General features: G+C 64.1%; 13 protein-coding genes and 1 pseudogene. 4 read left to right on the forward strand and 10 right to left on the reverse strand.

Annotated features, from left to right (window positions below):
* Positions 1-90 precede the first annotated feature (90 nt).
* A complete protein-coding gene (locus AB7531_RS26140; protein WP_063983768.1) occupies positions 91-1,062 on the forward strand; it encodes a LysR family transcriptional regulator in 972 nt (323 codons plus the stop codon).
* 83 nt (positions 1,063-1,145) lie between these two features.
* Here AB7531_RS26140 and AB7531_RS26145 read toward each other — a convergent pair whose 3' ends face one another.
* The 9 genes from AB7531_RS26145 to AB7531_RS26185 all read right to left on the reverse strand — a co-directional run bounded on the left by AB7531_RS26145 (position 1,146) and on the right by AB7531_RS26185 (position 12,050).
* Positions 1,146-1,508 (reverse strand): ArsR/SmtB family transcription factor, encoded by a 363-nt coding sequence (locus AB7531_RS26145; protein ID WP_063983769.1) that lies wholly within the window; start codon positions 1,506-1,508, stop codon positions 1,146-1,148.
* Positions 1,508-2,170, reverse strand: a complete 663-nt coding sequence (locus AB7531_RS26150; protein WP_063983770.1) for an SRPBCC family protein — start codon at positions 2,168-2,170, stop codon at positions 1,508-1,510. Before AB7531_RS26150 ends, AB7531_RS26145 begins: the two co-directional genes overlap by 1 nt.
* A gap of 139 nt (positions 2,171-2,309) precedes the next feature.
* A complete protein-coding gene (locus AB7531_RS26155; RefSeq protein ID WP_063983771.1) occupies positions 2,310-3,188 on the reverse strand; it encodes an AraC family transcriptional regulator in 879 nt (292 codons plus the stop codon).
* A gap of 205 nt (positions 3,189-3,393) precedes the next feature.
* Positions 3,394-4,653, reverse strand: coding sequence for a serine hydrolase domain-containing protein (locus AB7531_RS26160; RefSeq protein WP_063983772.1), 1,260 nt, complete (start codon positions 4,651-4,653; stop codon positions 3,394-3,396).
* Between the two features lie 103 nt (positions 4,654-4,756).
* Positions 4,757-6,673, reverse strand: coding sequence for a Vps62-related protein (locus tag AB7531_RS26165; RefSeq protein ID WP_231144857.1), 1,917 nt, complete (start codon positions 6,671-6,673; stop codon positions 4,757-4,759).
* A 256-nt stretch (positions 6,674-6,929) separates the two neighbouring features.
* Positions 6,930-7,823 carry an APH(6)-I family aminoglycoside O-phosphotransferase gene (locus AB7531_RS26170; RefSeq protein WP_441280155.1) on the reverse strand — a complete coding sequence of 298 codons (894 nt, stop codon included), beginning with the start codon at positions 7,821-7,823 and terminating at the stop codon, positions 6,930-6,932.
* A 184-nt stretch (positions 7,824-8,007) separates the two neighbouring features.
* On the reverse strand, positions 8,008-10,293 hold the full coding sequence (locus AB7531_RS26175) for a hypothetical protein (RefSeq protein ID WP_063983775.1): 2,286 nt from the start codon (positions 10,291-10,293) through the stop codon (positions 8,008-8,010).
* A gap of 101 nt (positions 10,294-10,394) precedes the next feature.
* A complete protein-coding gene (locus AB7531_RS26180) occupies positions 10,395-10,691 on the reverse strand; it encodes a hypothetical protein (protein ID WP_063983776.1) in 297 nt (98 codons plus the stop codon).
* A 396-nt stretch (positions 10,692-11,087) separates the two neighbouring features.
* On the reverse strand, positions 11,088-12,050 hold the full coding sequence (locus AB7531_RS26185) for an AraC family transcriptional regulator (RefSeq protein ID WP_063983777.1): 963 nt from the start codon (positions 12,048-12,050) through the stop codon (positions 11,088-11,090).
* Positions 12,051-12,267: 217 nt separating this feature from the next.
* Between AB7531_RS26185 and AB7531_RS26190 the strand changes: the two genes are divergently transcribed.
* From AB7531_RS26190 to AB7531_RS26200, 3 genes are all read left to right on the forward strand, one after another.
* Complete coding sequence (locus tag AB7531_RS26190; RefSeq protein WP_063983778.1) at positions 12,268-13,038, forward strand: alpha/beta hydrolase; 771 nt, start codon at positions 12,268-12,270, stop codon at positions 13,036-13,038.
* A gap of 175 nt (positions 13,039-13,213) precedes the next feature.
* Positions 13,214-14,110: an alpha/beta fold hydrolase gene (locus AB7531_RS26195; protein ID WP_063983779.1), complete on the forward strand. Its 897-nt coding sequence runs from the start codon at positions 13,214-13,216 to the stop codon at positions 14,108-14,110.
* 46 nt (positions 14,111-14,156) lie between these two features.
* Complete coding sequence (locus AB7531_RS26200) at positions 14,157-14,651, forward strand: DUF302 domain-containing protein (RefSeq protein ID WP_063983780.1); 495 nt, start codon at positions 14,157-14,159, stop codon at positions 14,649-14,651.
* A gap of 51 nt (positions 14,652-14,702) precedes the next feature.
* On the opposite strand, the pseudogene AB7531_RS26205 reads toward AB7531_RS26200, so the two are convergent.
* A pseudogene (locus tag AB7531_RS26205) lies at positions 14,703-14,975 on the reverse strand (MFS transporter); the annotation flags it as partial.
* Between the last annotated feature and the right edge of the window lie 208 nt (positions 14,976-15,183).

A 15,183-nucleotide genomic window follows, 5' to 3' on the forward strand; every position in this document is an offset into this window, starting at 1 on the left:
AGATGTCCGCCATCAGCGATGCTTCCGATCTGCGAGCGAGACATACGATCGATTGGCGCGAGCGACTATTCGGGATAATGTTGATGGGCTATGAAGCAGAACTTCACAGTCAGACAAGGCGCGCTCGATGGCGTGGAAGCGTTCCTGCGTGTCGCCCAGTACCGCAGTTTCCGCCGGGCAGCCGCGGAGCTCGGGGTCACGCCATCGGCCATCAGCCAGGCGGTCCGTGCGCTCGAGGCGCGTGTCGGCGCAGCTTTGTTCATTCGCACGACACGCAGTGTCGGCCTGACCGAGGCCGGCGCGCGGTTCCTCTCGCGCGCAAAGCCCGCTTTCGAGGAGCTCGTCGCGGCAAGCGAGGTTGCGCGCGATCTTGGGCAGCGACCGACTGGACTGTTGCGCCTCACCGTGCCGCGCGCGGTGGTACCGATCCTGCTGGAGCCGCTGATCGCATCCTTCTGCCAGGCCTATCCCGAGGTCGAGGTGGAGATCGCCGCAGGCGAGGAATTGGTCGACCTCGCGGCCAAGGGGTTTGATGCCGGCGTCCGGATGGGCCAGTTCATCGCCACCGACATGGTCGCGGTGCGGCTGACGCCCCCGTTCCCGTTCATGGTCGTCGGCAGCCCCGACTATCTACGCCGGCACGGGCGGCCCGAGCGTATCGACGACCTGCGTCAGCACGCATGCCTGCGCATTCGCCGCAGCAACGGATCGATCGCGCCCTGGTCTCTTGTCGATGGCAACAAGACAGTCGAAGCGATCGTCTCGGGGCCGCTGATTGCCCACGACTTTCCCACCATGCTTGGCGCCGCCGTGGAAGGCATGGGACTTGCTCAAGTGCCCGCGCCGATCGCCACCAGCCTGGTGAAGACGGGAAAGCTCGTACAGGTCCTGAAGTCTTTCGCGCCAATGGCGCCGGGCGTGTTTCTCTACTATCCGAGCCGCCATCAAACGATGCCGAAACTGAGAGCCTTCATCGATCACGTGAAGGGCCGCCCGGTCGCTGCCGGCAAAACGCGCGTCCACGTTGATGACAAGCGAACGCGCGGGACGAAAATGCGCTGATATCGAAAGCGCGGATGGCGCGCTGGGGAGATGAGCGCGCAGGATGGATAGAGCGAAGCGAAACCCATCCTACATTATGGAGCTCACGCCCTCTTCCCGCTCCGTTTGGTCATCGGCGCGTGACGACGCTCCCGTTTGCCGCGCGCGATCTCCGTCGCCAGTGCGTCCAGCTTCGGCTCCCAGAAATTCCTGAACTGACCGATCCACGCATCCACCGACCGAAGCCCCGCAACGTCGACCGAATAGAGCCGTCTTTGCGCCTCCGCCCGAACCGTCGCAAAGCCGCTCTCGCGCAGCACCTTGAGATGCTGCGACACGGCCGCCTGCGTGATCCCGAACTCGGCCCCGATCGCTTCAACGACCTCACCGGACGCCATCTCCCCCGGAGCGAGCAGCTCTAGGATGCGACGGCGCACGGGATCGGCGAGGACCTCGAAGACGTGCATCAGCTTCCTGTGCCCGGATGTGCGACGTCAGGCGGCATCTCGCCGCGGTAGAAGGCGATGGTGCGGTCGGAGCGCTGCTTCGCCGTGTCAGGATCGACCCCGCTTGCGACATGCGCCGCGCACCAATATTCACCGCTTGTCGTCATGAATTCCTTGCCGGCAGGAGAGCCCATCCAAGCCTCGGCCGTCTCGTGGTCGACCGATGCGCCGGTCGCAACATATCGCTCCAATCCCGCGATGGCGAGATCCCAACCGATACCCACCGCACCAGGACCGAACTGATTCCAATGGTCCTCGATGATTGCGGTGTGCTCCAGCGTCAGACGCGCCTGAGCTCGTTCTGCTGCCAGCTTGACGTCGATCCAGCTCATCCCGCCGCCGAATTCCCACGTCGCTGCAAAATGCGTCGGCGGCGCACATGCCGTGATGGTGCCGCCCGCGTTCCCCTTCAGCTGGTACCTTCCGCCCAGCTGGAGGTCTCCCTCGACCGGCAGGAACCAGCGCGGAATGCGTTGCCGGCTGGTCACTGCGTCCCAGAGATCGTCGACGCTGGTCTCGTAAAGCCGCGTCAGCGTCACCGTGCTGGCTGCTTTTCCATCCTTCTCGAAATTCTTCACCGAACGCGTGACAAGACCCAAGACCCTGGCGACGTCGATTTCCATTGCATCCCTCCGTATCGTTTCGCGCAATGGCGAGTATCGCCCCTCACTAATATAAGTCAACTCTTATATTAGTGAGACCATGCCGCCGTGTGGAGCGCGCGATATTGATTGATGCCAGTTCGTCCGCCGTCGGAGGGCGCTATTTCAGCGGCAGGAACACGTCCGCAACCGTCTCATGCTCCGGCACCTCCGGGAAGAAGCTCAGCCGCTGGCAATAGATCGGGAAGTCGCGTGCTTCCTCGCCGCTCGCCGGAAGCCAGTCGCGATAAAGGTAGAGCGCGGCGGGCTCCAGATTGTCGGTGTAGCCGACGACCCGCAGCACCGCGCAGCGTCCGCCGGGGATCTCGCCGGCCTTGATCTCTTCGCCGTTCGCCTCGATCGGCTGGTCGGTCCCGACACAGAGGTCCGTGCTGTAAGTGGCGGGCGAGGAAGGACGGCGTTCGGACCGCCAGACATTGAAGGTCGGACTTGTCCTGGGGTGCAGGCCGGCTTTCTTTCGCCACGCGATGAACCGCCGGATGGTGTCGCCGAGCGTCGCCGGGTCGCCCCGATGCTCCATGATCGCCACCCTCGTGGAGGGCACATCGCGTATCGTCACGTCGTCAGTGGTAAAAGTCTTCATGAGCTTGCTCCTCGCGTTGTCGAGAGGCCCGAAGGCCACAAGCCACGGCTCCCAGTCGGGAGAGTTGCGGAACGACGACGGCGATTGCCCGAACCGCTGCCGAAAGGCGCGAGCAAAGGCGTCCGGTGCGTCGTAACCGGCGTCCATCGCGATGTCAGTGACACCAAGGGCGTCACTGTAGGCCAGCATGTAGGAAGCGCGCTTCATACGGGCCAGCTGGACATAGCGATGCACTGACAACCCGAAGGTCGCCGTAAACTGCCGGTGGAAATGAAATTTCGAGAAGGCCGCAACGCTGCTCAGCGTTTCCAGGTCCAGATCGCTGTCGAGATGCCGGTCGATATGGTCCAGCACCCGCCGCATCCGGTCCTGATAGTTCTGCAGCGCCGCCTTCATCGTCCCTCCTCCGTGGCGGCTCCAGATAGCCGCTGACGGCGATCATTTGCTCGACCGATCTTGCGGTTTGGAAGTTGTCGCGAATTCGTCGGCCCCGTAGGGCGGATTAGCGAAGCGTGATCCGCCATCTTCAACGCGGCTCGATGAAAGGTGGTGGATTACGCCTTCGGCTAATCCACCCTACGCCATCAGCCCCCGCCACGCCCTACCCGCCGGCCATCAGCTCCTTCGCCAGCGCCATATAGGCCGGCAGCGTCACGGGGTCATTGGCGGCGTTGCCCGCGACGGGGTGCGATGCGTAGCGCGCGATCACCATCTCGGCCTTGGGATCGACGTAGATGCCCTGGCCGTGAACGCCGCGCGCCATATAGGCGCCGTGGGCGTTGTGCGTGACCCACCATTGATTGCGATAGGACGCGCCGGGCAGCGTGGTGTAGTCGGCCGGCTTGAACTTCTCGGGATCGCCGCCGCGCGCGATGTCCTCGACGACAGACGAAGGCACGATCTGGCGGCCGTTGAAGCGGCCATGATTGCGCATGGTCTCGCCGAAGCGGGCGAGATCGCGCAACGTGGTCGAGAGGCCGCCACCGCCGCTCTCGGTGCCAATGCGATCGACGTGATAATGCGCGTCCTCCTCCGCGCCCATCGGCGTCCAGATGCGCTCGGAGAGAAGCTCGGACAATGTCATGCCGCTGGCGCGCCGGCAGATCCAGGCGAGCACGTCGGTGTTGACGGTCTTGTAGGCAAAGGCCTTGCCGTGCTCGCCCTGCTTCTTCTGCGCGACGAGGAAATCGAAGATATTGGTCGGGCCGCTATAATCAGGCGGAATCGGCGCCATACCGTTGGCACGCCGCAAGCCCCACACGTGGGAGTTCTTGTCGGTGTAGACTTCGGTGTATTCGAGACCCGTGGTCATATCCATGACCTCGTGCACGCGGGCGTCGCCGAACGCGCTGGCCTTCAGCTCCGGCACATAATCCGTGACCTGTGCCTGCGGATCGACCTTGCCCTCGGTGACCAGAATGCCGGCCAGCACGCCCGTGAACGACTTCGTCACCGACATCGCGATATGCGGCTTGTGCGGCTTCAGCGCGCCGAAATAGCGCTCATAGATCAGCTTGCCCCGATGCAGCACCGCGATGCCGTCGGTATAAGTCTCCTCCAGCACCTTCGCGAACGTCATGGGCCGGCCGTCCAGGGTGGTCGAGGCGACCGCGCCGATGTCGTGGTCTTCCCGCGGCAACACGGACGCGGGCCCTGCCCCGCGCCAGACATTCACGGTCGGCACCAGCTGGCGGACGTTGCTCCAGGCCCAGCGCAATTCGGGGAAATTGCGGAACGAGCCGTTCTGGAAGGTGATGGTGCGGTCGGGAGATGGCGGGAAGCCGCGCATCCAGCCGAGCGCTTCGGGGTCGGTCTCGGTTGCGGTCGCGGGCTGTTGGTTGGGGGCGGTTGCAGCGGGCATGAAGGCGGGCTCCGGAGGCGACGATGTAGTCGGCGTATCATGGGACAGCGCCGTCTACATCCCGCGTTTGCGCCGGGGGGCCGTGCAGTGATCCCGCCGCGCTTTACTCGAAGGTCGCGCTGTTCCAGTACACCGTTGGTGACGACTTGCCGGGATGCACGACAAGAAAGCCGCCCTGCCAAGGGACCACGCTGGGCGTCCGCGAGGTGAACGCGCCGGCGATGGTGCCTGAATCGCTCCAGTCCGCGCCATCGCTGGTGACCGCGTAGCGCACCTTCTTGTTGCTGTCGGCATAGAAGCAATAGAGCGTCCCGTTCGGCCCCCCGGCGAGCGCGCCGCTGGTGTCCGAACAGAGCGACATGCTCGGCAGCAGATTGGGGCCGGTCCAGTTCGATCCGTCGGACGACACATAGGCGCCGAGCACCATCGGCATCCCCTTTTCGAGACCCGCAATTGGCGCCACGATCACCAGCGCGCCCCCGCAGCTCTCCACCGCGGGCGCCACCAATGCACCGCCTGCGATCGTCGCAGGCACCGGGCCGTCGACGCTGGGGAGCATCACGCGCTGCGGAGACCCGAAGTGCACCCAGTCGGTCGTGCTGAGATACTGGATGCTTCCGTCGGCGCCGCCCCAGGCAATATACCAGGCGCCGTTGAACTGGCCGATGCTGGCCCCGGTCGTGGCCGGCGGTGCGGGCCAGAGCCCCGCTGCGCTCCACGGCCCTCCGGATCCCTCTGGGGAGATGAAGGCGAGAAGGCTGGTCTTGCCCAGACCGAGCAGCGCCAGTCCGCCCGAGGGCGTCGCGCAGGCGGCCAGTCCGCCGAACGGGCTCATGGTAGGCGACTTCGCACTGGACCATTTGCCCTGATTGAGGCTCCACGCACGCATCGCTGGCGGCAAGGGATTTCCCATTCCGATGCAGAGGATTTGCGATCCCGGCATCGTCGCCAGCGCCACCGGAACGAGACTGACGCTCGAAGCGATCGGCGTGTCGGTGCCGAAGGGCAGGAACGTCGGCGTCACAGCCCAGGAGCCCTTCTGCGATGGTCCCGTTGGGCCGGTCAGATCGCCCTTCGCGATCGGCAGGATCACTTCCGAAAGCCAGGCCTGCAGCGTGGTCGAGCCTGCCACGTACTGCACGGCGTCCTCGACCAGCACGTTCAGTTGCATGCCGCTGGCGGCGGCGGCGACCAATGAGCCTATCTCCGCGTCGGTCAGCGTGGGCTCGATCGGCTGTCCCCAGCGTCCCCTGAAGGCGAGCCAGGGTGGCGAGGTGACGGGCGTGGGAAGGATCGCCTGCGCATCGTTCTGGATCACGACCGGCGGATTGGGCGCGGACAGATTGACGGTCGGACCGCCGCCGCGCGCGTAGTCGGCCACCGCGAAGCGCACGTCCCACACATCGACGCCGCCGATCTCATAGGTGCTGTTGCTCGCGGCCGGATAGTTGGCATGCGACCCGCTCGCGACATAGACGTTCGGGTGCGTACCGCTCAGCGACAGGAAGCCGTCGTTTGGCGAGCACCATTGTCCGCCCGAATGCTGCGAGAAGAATACGCCGACGACCTGCTGGTCGATATTGACGCGCACCGTGACGCATTCCCAGTCGCCCCAATGGATCGAGAGCGGCATCAGCGCCTGACCGGTACTGCCGGTCCAACCGGTGACCTCGAAGGTCTCCTGTCCGTTATAGGGATAGAACAACCAGTACTGGAGATCGACCATGTCGGTGCGGTCGTCGACCGGCAGGACGTGAACATAGCTGGTGGCGGTGGGGATATAGCCCTTCATCAGCGAGGCCCATATGGCCTGCGGCGCGACCAGATAGTCGTCGGGGCTGCTCTGCTCGGCCGTCCCCCAATTCCACTGACCGGGACCGGAATAGATGCCGCCGGCGGCCTGATAGCCGACCTGGCCGATGTACCAGTCGGTCGACGAGGGCAGATTGACCTCGTCCTTGTCGAGATGAAGGATCGGCGCGAAGTTCGAGACGAGTTCGGCAAGCGTAGGCCAGGCCATGATTTGCTCCCTGCTGGTCGTAGATCGACGGTCGGGAGCTTCGAGCAACCGATATTGGACGCGAGCCAGCCCCTGCGCGATAGTCTACGCCAATACACGCTTAAAGCGAGATCACATCATGCTGAAACTGAGCGCAGATGAAACAGCGCGGCAGCGATGGAGAATTTCACACTGCTGTCATTCGTCTGTGAAGTTTGCGTCCTGGCGCGGCCGCTCGCGCGGGTGCGCGTCATGAGCGAGCACTCGCGCGCCGAGGCTAGTCGAGCAGGCGGCGAGCTATTGTATTGATGGTCAGGTCGATGGCGGCGCCCTGCTCGTCGCCGTCGCCAATGAACCAGGCTGCCGACAACCCCGTCCACGCAACGATCCAGCGAAGCAGCCGCTCGGGCTGAAGTCCCGTCACGGCGACCACGATATCCAGCCGGGCCTCCAGTCGACCCGGCAGGGTCGCAAGCGGACGGCCGGGATCGCTGAGGTCGGGGTTCGTGAAGATGTTGGCATAGTCGAATGTTCGTTCGCCGACGAGCCCATGCGGGTCGATCGCCAGCCATCCCCGCTCACCGAAGTCGAGCACATTCTCGTGGTGCAGGTCGCCGTGCAGCGGACCGATGGCGTGTGGCGCGGACAGGAGTTGGCGGGCGATGTCGGCGGCGGGCTCGAGTGCCGCGTGGTCCGGGGCGAGCTGGAAGAGCGGCTGAAACCAGTCTTCCAGCGGGTGCAGGTCGGGAAGCGGGCCAGACCGCGTCGCGTGCAGCCGCGCCGCCGTGTCGCAGAGGATCCGGCATGCCTCCTCGTCCCGGCCCGACCAAGCCATCTGCGCGAGATCACCGGCTCCCGAGGCCCGTTCCATCAGCAGCGCGTCTGCAGTCGAGGCAAAGACCTTCGCAGCGCCCTGACCGTCCCACCAGGTCAGAAGGCGATAGCCCGCCCCCTCATCGGGAATACGGGCAACCTTGAGCATTGCAGGCCGGCCCTCATGTCGGACCGGCAGGACCCAGCTGGAATGGGTGGTCAGCAGTGCCCCGTCCGGAACCAGACGCCATCGTTCTAGCCACGTTGTGACTGGCGCTGGAATATGGGGATGCGAGTCCATGGGGTCATCACCTGGGATCATGTCCGGCGCTCTGTCTGCCGGGACTTGATCAATCATGCGGCCGGCCGCCACCGTTTCGTTGCAGCGATACCCTTTCCACGTTTTCGTTTTCCTTTCCCGTGGCCAAAGAGTCGCGCTTTCGCGTCGCGGTCGGCGAAGGTGACGGCGCACCTGCGACGACACGGTCGCAGGTGCGCTCGCCCATGACACCGATGGTCTTCACCGGACTCTGGCGAAACCGTTACCGCTTTCGCCCAGCGCGCCCCTTTGCCTTCGCCGCGCGTTTGCGGCCTGGGGCGGCTGCTCGCGCCGGTCCGCGTGGCGTACGGCCGCCGGTCTCAGTGGACAGTTCGGGACGCAACCTGGCGAGCTTGGCGCGATCGGGCAGCATGTCGGCAAAACCGTCGATCGCGCGCGGCGCGGTCGTATCGTCGCCGGCCGCAGCCGTTGCGGCGCGCGCGCCTGACGGCACTGCGGTCTGGCTGAGCGCCTGCAACCGCCGGCACGCTTCACCGAGGTGATAGGCATCGCCGCCGAGCGCCACCCATTTGCCGACCTCGGGATGCAGCACGAGATTGGCCGAATGGTTGTCGCTCGCGCTGGTCGGATAGTCGACGAACACGTCGATGCCCGACTGCACGCCAACCATCACGCCCTGCGCCGACCACGACACCGCGACGTCGACGCGGTAGCGGCCCGGTTTCTCGAAGGCGAAGCCCGACGTGCTCCAGAACACCTTCGCTGACGCCGTGACGCTCTTGCCGGGCTCAAGCTCGCCCAGCTTCGCGTGCTCGCACAGGATCACGAACGGCCTGACCGGACGCTCGTGCCCCTCGCCGTCGGTGACGGTGATCGATGCGAACAAGGCCTCGGTGCTGACGTCGTTCGGCGCGCGCAGCGACACGCCGCTCGTGTTCGTCATCGTCCAGGTCAGATCCAGCGGCTGGCCGAGCGCGACGCGGTCGGTTGTGGCCGTCACCGTCAGCGCCAGCTCGGAAGGTTCGAAATCGTGCCGGTCGGCGGCCTGCGGCGCACCGGTCGGGAACCAGCTTGCGAACGGCCATCCGCCTGGACGAATGACCGGATCCGGCATGTGGTTGAGGTGATGGCGGACGTTGGTGTTGTGCGCGAGCGCGATCTGGTCCGGGAACACGCCGGGTGCGCCGGTCGCGGGACCGCCGAGCACGTCCGCCACGCTCGGCGTCGTGGTCATGATCGAGTTGTCGGCCGCCGTCTCCTGCTCCTGGTGGATCTGGTTCAGCGTATGCGTCAGCTCGTGGGTCGCGCTGCGCAGGAACGCGCGCGGCACGTCACGCTGCTTCTTGTTGGCGGCGAGACCGAAGTTCGAGGAGTCCGAGACGGGATAGCCGTCATCGGAGAAGCTGGCGCAGCCTTCGCGGGGTACGCCGATCTGGTCGTACATGATGCCGCGCGAGCACCCGAGTTTTGCGGGCACCACGATCATGTGCACGCGCCATTCGGTGTCCAGATTCGTCGCGGGATTGCGCACGGTCGTCATCAGCGCGTGCAGATCCGCAGAGCTCCAGCAATTGGTCGCCACCACGCCTGATGGCACCGGAACGTTGAGCTGGTCCTGCACCACCGACAGCTGCCAGCCGGTCTTGGCAAAGACCGTATCGAAGAACTCGGTGCCACCGGCACCGTCGGGCACCGGCGCGGGCCGCACGGCTCCGACCAGCGTGTCGATCTCCAGCGTGGCGCGGCGGAAGAACTTCGACACCCAGGCGAGCGTGATGCTTCCCTTGTCCACGCCGCCCTCGAACAGCCGGCCCTGGTAGAACGGGCCGCCGGTCAGGGAGAACGGAAACGGCGCCGGCACCTTTGAAAGCTTCATCGTCACGGTGCGCGACGGCGAAGCCGGGAACGTGCCTTTGAACTGGCCGGCCGGCGGCTGCGTGTAATTGAACTGCTCGGCTGTGATCGTCAGCTCGCACTTCTTCGGCGGCGGGACCGCGACAGGCGCGGACACGCTGGTCACCCTGAGATAGGAATGATAGCGCGCGCGGGGGAAGATGGGGATCCGCGGCCTGCGGATCGGAAACGGAATCAGGGGGTCATCGAGCGCACTGAGCGAACCGGCCAGGCTCGTCAATCCCGAGCCCGCCGCCGCTTCATCTTCGTCCGCGTCGCCCACCGGCACCACGGGCCCCACCGGCGGGATCGGACCGATCACCGGCCGGCGCGAGTAGAGATCGCCGCTGACGATCAGATGGTCGGCGCCGCCGTCGGGTGCCGAGCGATCGACGCGCAGCGTGCCTTCGAAGGTCACGAAGCCCGCGGTCGGCCTGAAGTTGATCTGGTAGCAGCCTTCGCGGAAGTCGAGCCTGCAGAGCCTGAACGGCGGAAACGGCTGCAGATCGGTCGAGGCCGGCTGATCGCCGGACTCCTCGTCGCTGAAGCTGATCTGGCGCGACAGGGGGACCTGCGGCTTCATCGCGGGCTCGACCGATGCCGCGGTCATCTTGGAAAGGCTGCCACTCGATTCATGCTCTGAGCAATTGCACATGTCGTCTTCTCCTCGTTGAAAGGGTGAGACGATCGACGTGAGCATCGGGCTCGTTCGCGGGTACAGCCGCGTTATTTCGGTCAGCTGTGGCGTGCGCAGTCCTACGCGCGCCGATAGGTCACGACACAGCCCTCTGAATCCGTAAACTCAAATCGGTCGGCCTTGAGTGAAATGCGATAGGTCACAAGTTCATCAGTCGCCGTCCCGACGACGAGTGTGTTGGAATCTTCGAGACGGTAGATTCCCGCGTCCCACCACACCATGCCCTGCCCTGGTCCGCGCATGCCGCGGTAGGTGCCGGTCGAGAATGTGAGAGTGGCGGGGTACTTGTCCGCACACGCAGCCGACGTGGATTTGGTCCACGTACCAACCATGCCCTGTTCGTGTTTGTCAGCCATAGTGTCTCCATAGCTCTCATCGGCCGAGCGGCCGATTGGAGGCTATTTCAACATGCCGTTCTGGCGTGTGCAGCTCATTTGAGGCTGATGTGATGGCGGGTGTGTCAAATCGACCAAATTCACCACGTTCAATCACAACAGGTACTCTATCGCAGCATTGACGCAAGCGTGCGTGTGAGATGCTTCACACCGAAGGTGCGACAATTGAGCACCGGCGATGAGAGCGCGATGAAAGCGCGGCGGAGAAGCAGCTCAGTCCGGATCTTGCGAGAGCGGGCTCAAGTCAGAGCCGGCGACAATGAACAGGACATTGGATGGCGCGGTTGGCAGAGGCGTGGTCGCGTTGCAGCTTGGCAGCAGGCCTGACATTCACCGTGGGCACCAACTGACGCAAATTCAATCGGAGACGTTCGCTTCCGAGCCGTGCGGTTGACCTTGGTGTCCATCAAGGCGCTGAGAGGTCCGGTAGCGGCCGGGCGACATGCCATGATGTCGATGAAAGAGTTTTGAAAACGCCGCCGCTGTCTCGTAACCGACCTGGCTCGCGATCCGTGCGATGGGCTCATCGCTGGTTTCGAGCAGGAACGCCGCTTCCGCCATCCGGCGTTCGATCACATAACGATGCATCGACTGGCCGACGAGCTTGGTGAAGCGGGCCGAAAATACCGAGCGGCCGAGCCCCACGCGATGGCCGAGGTCGCTCAGGGTCCAGGGCCGCTCCGGGTTTTCGTGGATCAACTTGAGCGCCGGTCCGATATGCGGGTCCGATATGGCCCCGAGCCAGCCGCCTTGTCCGGGACTGAGAGACGCGATCCAGCTTCGGAGCACCTCGACAAACAGCACTTCCGTCAGTCGTGAGAGCGCGACGCGCTGGCCGGGACGCTCGTGCGCGGACTCACTCACCATGCGCCGCAGGATCGCTTCGAGCCAGCCACCGTCCGCCGTCGGCTTCAACAGAAGCACGGGCGGAAGCATTTCCAGCACGCTGCTGAACGAGGGCCGCGACACGGTGAAATTGCCGCAGATCATGGTCGAGAGCGGCTTGGCACGGCCGCCGTGACGAACGACGCCAAGACGTGCCGACGATCGATCGAGGTCCACAATCTGCAAAGGCTTGGCCCGGCGATCCGAATAAAACACATGGGGCTCGCCGCGTGTGATGACGACAAAATCGCCCTCGGTCATCTGGATTTCTTGTCCGAGTTCGAGCGCGAGGGTCGCGGAGCCCCGACTGAGATAGTGAAACAGCGCGTAGGGGCGCGCCGGCAGCGCCAAATTCCAGGGATGGCCGAGCTCGAAGTGGAACAGCAGCGTCCCACCGAGACGAACGCGATCGAGCACTTGGGCGAGGATGTCCATGCCGCCGAAGTTAGTCCGGTGGACGGTCGGACACAACATCCGGACGATTGATCCCTACCGTCCGAAAAGCCTGCGAACTAGGTCATGTCGCGGCGGGCCGACGTCATGTGCGGCAACCATCTCGCCAACGGCGGATGGAAGAAACCGCGACCAGGCAGGAAACGCCTGTCCATTCCCCCGGACCTTATTCCGTCCGACATATCAACAGGAACAATCAATGTTAAATATCCTTCTCTCAGCCGCCACCGTACTCCTGGCCGGAACGGCATGGGTCGGCCCCGCCCATTCCGCTGAGCTGCCCAAGGGAGCAGCCCACAACATCGTGCTCGTGCACGGCGCTTTCGTGGACCAGACGAGCTGGCAGCCCGTTGCCGATATTCTGTCGAAGAAGGGCTACAACGTCACGCTCGTGGAAAATCCGCTCACTTCGCTCGCCGCTGACGTCGATGCCACCAAACAGGCGCTCGCGAAACAGGACGGCAGGACCGTTCTGGTCGGCCATTCATGGGGCGGCGTGGTGATCACGCAAGCCGGCAACGATCCCAAGGTCTCGGCGCTGGTCTATGTCTCCGCCTTCGCACCGGAGGTCGGTCAATCCCTGGCGTTGCTGGCCAAAGACGGCCCGCAGACCGAAGGCGTCAAGGCGATCCATCCCGACGCGAAGGGCAATCTGTATATCGATCCTAAGTTGTTTCCGTCAGCCGTCGCGGCTGACCTTCCTCCTGAGATCGCCGAGCACCTGGCCAACTCGCAGCTTCCGCTGAGCCTCGCTGCGTTCGAGGCGCCTGTCAGCATTGCGGCCTGGCGCGACAAGCCGACGTTCTACGTCATCACCACGAAGGACAAAGTCATCGCGCCCGAGGTCCAGAAGTTGTTCGCAGCCAGGATGAAGGCTCAGACGACGGAAGTCGCCGGCAGCCATGCCTCGCTCGTGGTCCATGCGAAGGAAGTCGCTGAGGTCATCGAAAAGGCGGCGCTCGCGAAGTGACGAACCTGCTCCCGGCGCTGTCGCGCCGGGAGCGCGCACGCTCGCTCGGAGGAATGCGGAACGCCTCGGACCGCGATGGCGCGAAGCGCCAGCGACATCCTAGAGGAAGGTTTCGGTCGCCGCGCTGCGTGCGTCACCCGCTCGATCATTTCATGCCAAGCATCCGGAGTACGATATGACTCAACTCGACATCGCGAACCAGGACGCCCTCACACTCGAAACGGCGCCAACCCATTACATCGAAGGCCACGGAATCCGCTTCGCCTATCGCCGTCTCGGCCCCACGACTGGAACTCCGCTGGTTCTTCTGCAGCACTTCTCGGGAAACATCGACGGATGGGATCCCGCCGTCGTCAACGCTCTGGCCGCTGATCGCCCCGTGATCGCCTTTGACAACGCAGGGGTCGGCCGGTCGACCGGTCAAACGCCCGACAACGTCGCGACGATGGCACGAGACGCCGTGGATTTCATCGACTTGCTCGGCCTCTCCGAAGTGGACCTGCTTGGCTTCTCCCTCGGCGGCTGCGTCGCTCAGCAGATCGCCGCCGAACACGGACAGCTGGTCCGCAAGCTCATACTCGTCGGTACCGCGCCGAAAGGCGGAGAGGAACACCTGTTAGCGGTTCTGCAGGAAGCGTTTTCCCAAACCGATGCGCCGGACCCCCGCCTGCCGCTGTTCTTCACGAATTCATCCGCCAGCCGGTCGTCCGGCTTGGCCTTCCTGAAGAGGACCAAGGTGCGCAAGGATGATCGGGACACCGATAACGGCAACGCGGTAACCGATCCACAGGCCAAGGCGCTGATCACCTGGTGCGCCACACCTGATCCCGGGCACGCCATTCTGCGCGCTATCCGCCAGCCCGTTCTTGTGGTCAGCGGCAGCCACGACACCATGCTGCCTGCGAACAACGCTTACGCAATGTCTAGGGAACTGAGTAACGCTCAGCTGGTCCTCTATCCCGATTCAGGGCACGGCGCGCTGTTTCAGCACCACGACATCTTCGTCAGCCACGTCCGGACTTTCCTGGATGCCCAACCCGCCCGCGGCCGCATGACACAAGGCGCGTTCTGACGGGATCAGGCGCACTTTATCCATGAGAATTGTTACAGAGGACAAAATGACAATCGCTAAAATCGAAGTAGAGCGCTTCAGCCTCACGAGCTTAAAATCATTCGACACTATTGTGGCGGCGCTCAAGTCGGCGGTCGGGCAGCCCAACATGGTCGAATTTTTCAAGGAAACGAGGGCGACAAATTCCTTCCCGGATTTGGAGCGCGTTGTACGAAGCGGCCTCGGCCGAACGGACCTTATGCTCTTCGCAGAATTTGACTTGGGCGACATTCTGCGTCGCGAAGCCGGATCCAAGACGCCTAAAATCGTACGGCTTGTGATCGGCAATCCACTCATCATGAAAGAAATGGTCAAGCACGTGCCCGATGCTGGATCTTACGCTCCAGTCACGGTGCTCATTGATGAGCGTTCCGATGGCGTGCATGTCTCTTACGACAAAATGGAGAGTTTTCTGCTGCATTATGGCAGCTCGGAAGCCCTCACCGTTGCCCGAAATCTCGATGCGAAAATCACAACCTTGCTACGCGAATGTGCAAGCTAAAACTCCTGATGACGTCTTCGACCAATGGAAGTGCGATGTCCGGCTCGCCAGCTACGCCGTCCGCAGCACCGGCGCGGGCGGCTGCGACGGCCGGATCAGCGCGAACGCGACCTGGATGATGCCACCGGCCAAGCCCAGCGCCACGCCGGTGCGCCAGGCCATGGTGTAGGAGCCGAGCGCGTCGTAGAGAACCCCTCCTCCGTACGCGCCGAGGAAGCTGCCGATCTGGTGGCTCATGAAGGCGAGGCCTTGGATCATCGCCTGCCAGCGCAGGCCGAACATCTCGGCGACCGCGCCCGCGACCAGCGGGCCGACGCCCGTCCACGCGCAAGGAGCGGATAGCCTCGCACATTGAGTGCACTGTCACCGTAATCGCACAGGAGAACCTAGAAGGCTGAATGGACGATCGACAAGGCCCACATCGAGACGCGATGCAGCCGGTGCGGTTGGTCTATTGAGCCCCCGCTCGCTCAGCTGGCCGCACGGTTCGCCGGCAATGACTGGCCCGGACAGCCATTCTACCGGGGCCGCT

Source organism: Bradyrhizobium sp. 63_E2_N1_3 (assembly GCF_052076005.1).
GTDB classification, from domain to species: Bacteria; Pseudomonadota; Alphaproteobacteria; order Rhizobiales; family Xanthobacteraceae; genus Bradyrhizobium; species Bradyrhizobium barranii.

Excerpts from the sequence above, each read along its gene's own strand:
- AB7531_RS26140 (WP_063983768.1), top strand. The coding sequence starts at position 91 with ATGAAGCAGAACTTCACAGTCAGACAAGGCGCGCTCGATGGCGTGGAA.
- AB7531_RS26145 (WP_063983769.1), bottom strand. The coding sequence starts at position 1,508 with ATGCACGTCTTCGAGGTCCTCGCCGATCCCGTGCGCCGTCGCATCCTA.
- AB7531_RS26150 (WP_063983770.1), bottom strand. The coding sequence starts at position 2,170 with ATGGAAATCGACGTCGCCAGGGTCTTGGGTCTTGTCACGCGTTCGGTG.
- AB7531_RS26155 (WP_063983771.1), bottom strand. The coding sequence starts at position 3,188 with ATGAAGGCGGCGCTGCAGAACTATCAGGACCGGATGCGGCGGGTGCTG.
- AB7531_RS26160 (WP_063983772.1), bottom strand. The coding sequence starts at position 4,653 with ATGCCCGCTGCAACCGCCCCCAACCAACAGCCCGCGACCGCAACCGAG.
- AB7531_RS26165 (WP_231144857.1), bottom strand. The coding sequence starts at position 6,673 with ATGGCCTGGCCTACGCTTGCCGAACTCGTCTCGAACTTCGCGCCGATC.
- AB7531_RS26170 (WP_441280155.1), bottom strand. The coding sequence starts at position 7,823 with ATGATTGATCAAGTCCCGGCAGACAGAGCGCCGGACATGATCCCAGGT.
- AB7531_RS26175 (WP_063983775.1), bottom strand. The coding sequence starts at position 10,293 with ATGTGCAATTGCTCAGAGCATGAATCGAGTGGCAGCCTTTCCAAGATG.
- AB7531_RS26180 (WP_063983776.1), bottom strand. The coding sequence starts at position 10,691 with ATGGCTGACAAACACGAACAGGGCATGGTTGGTACGTGGACCAAATCC.
- AB7531_RS26185 (WP_063983777.1), bottom strand. The coding sequence starts at position 12,050 with ATGGACATCCTCGCCCAAGTGCTCGATCGCGTTCGTCTCGGTGGGACG.
- AB7531_RS26190 (WP_063983778.1), top strand. The coding sequence starts at position 12,268 with ATGTTAAATATCCTTCTCTCAGCCGCCACCGTACTCCTGGCCGGAACG.
- AB7531_RS26195 (WP_063983779.1), top strand. The coding sequence starts at position 13,214 with ATGACTCAACTCGACATCGCGAACCAGGACGCCCTCACACTCGAAACG.
- AB7531_RS26200 (WP_063983780.1), top strand. The coding sequence starts at position 14,157 with ATGACAATCGCTAAAATCGAAGTAGAGCGCTTCAGCCTCACGAGCTTA.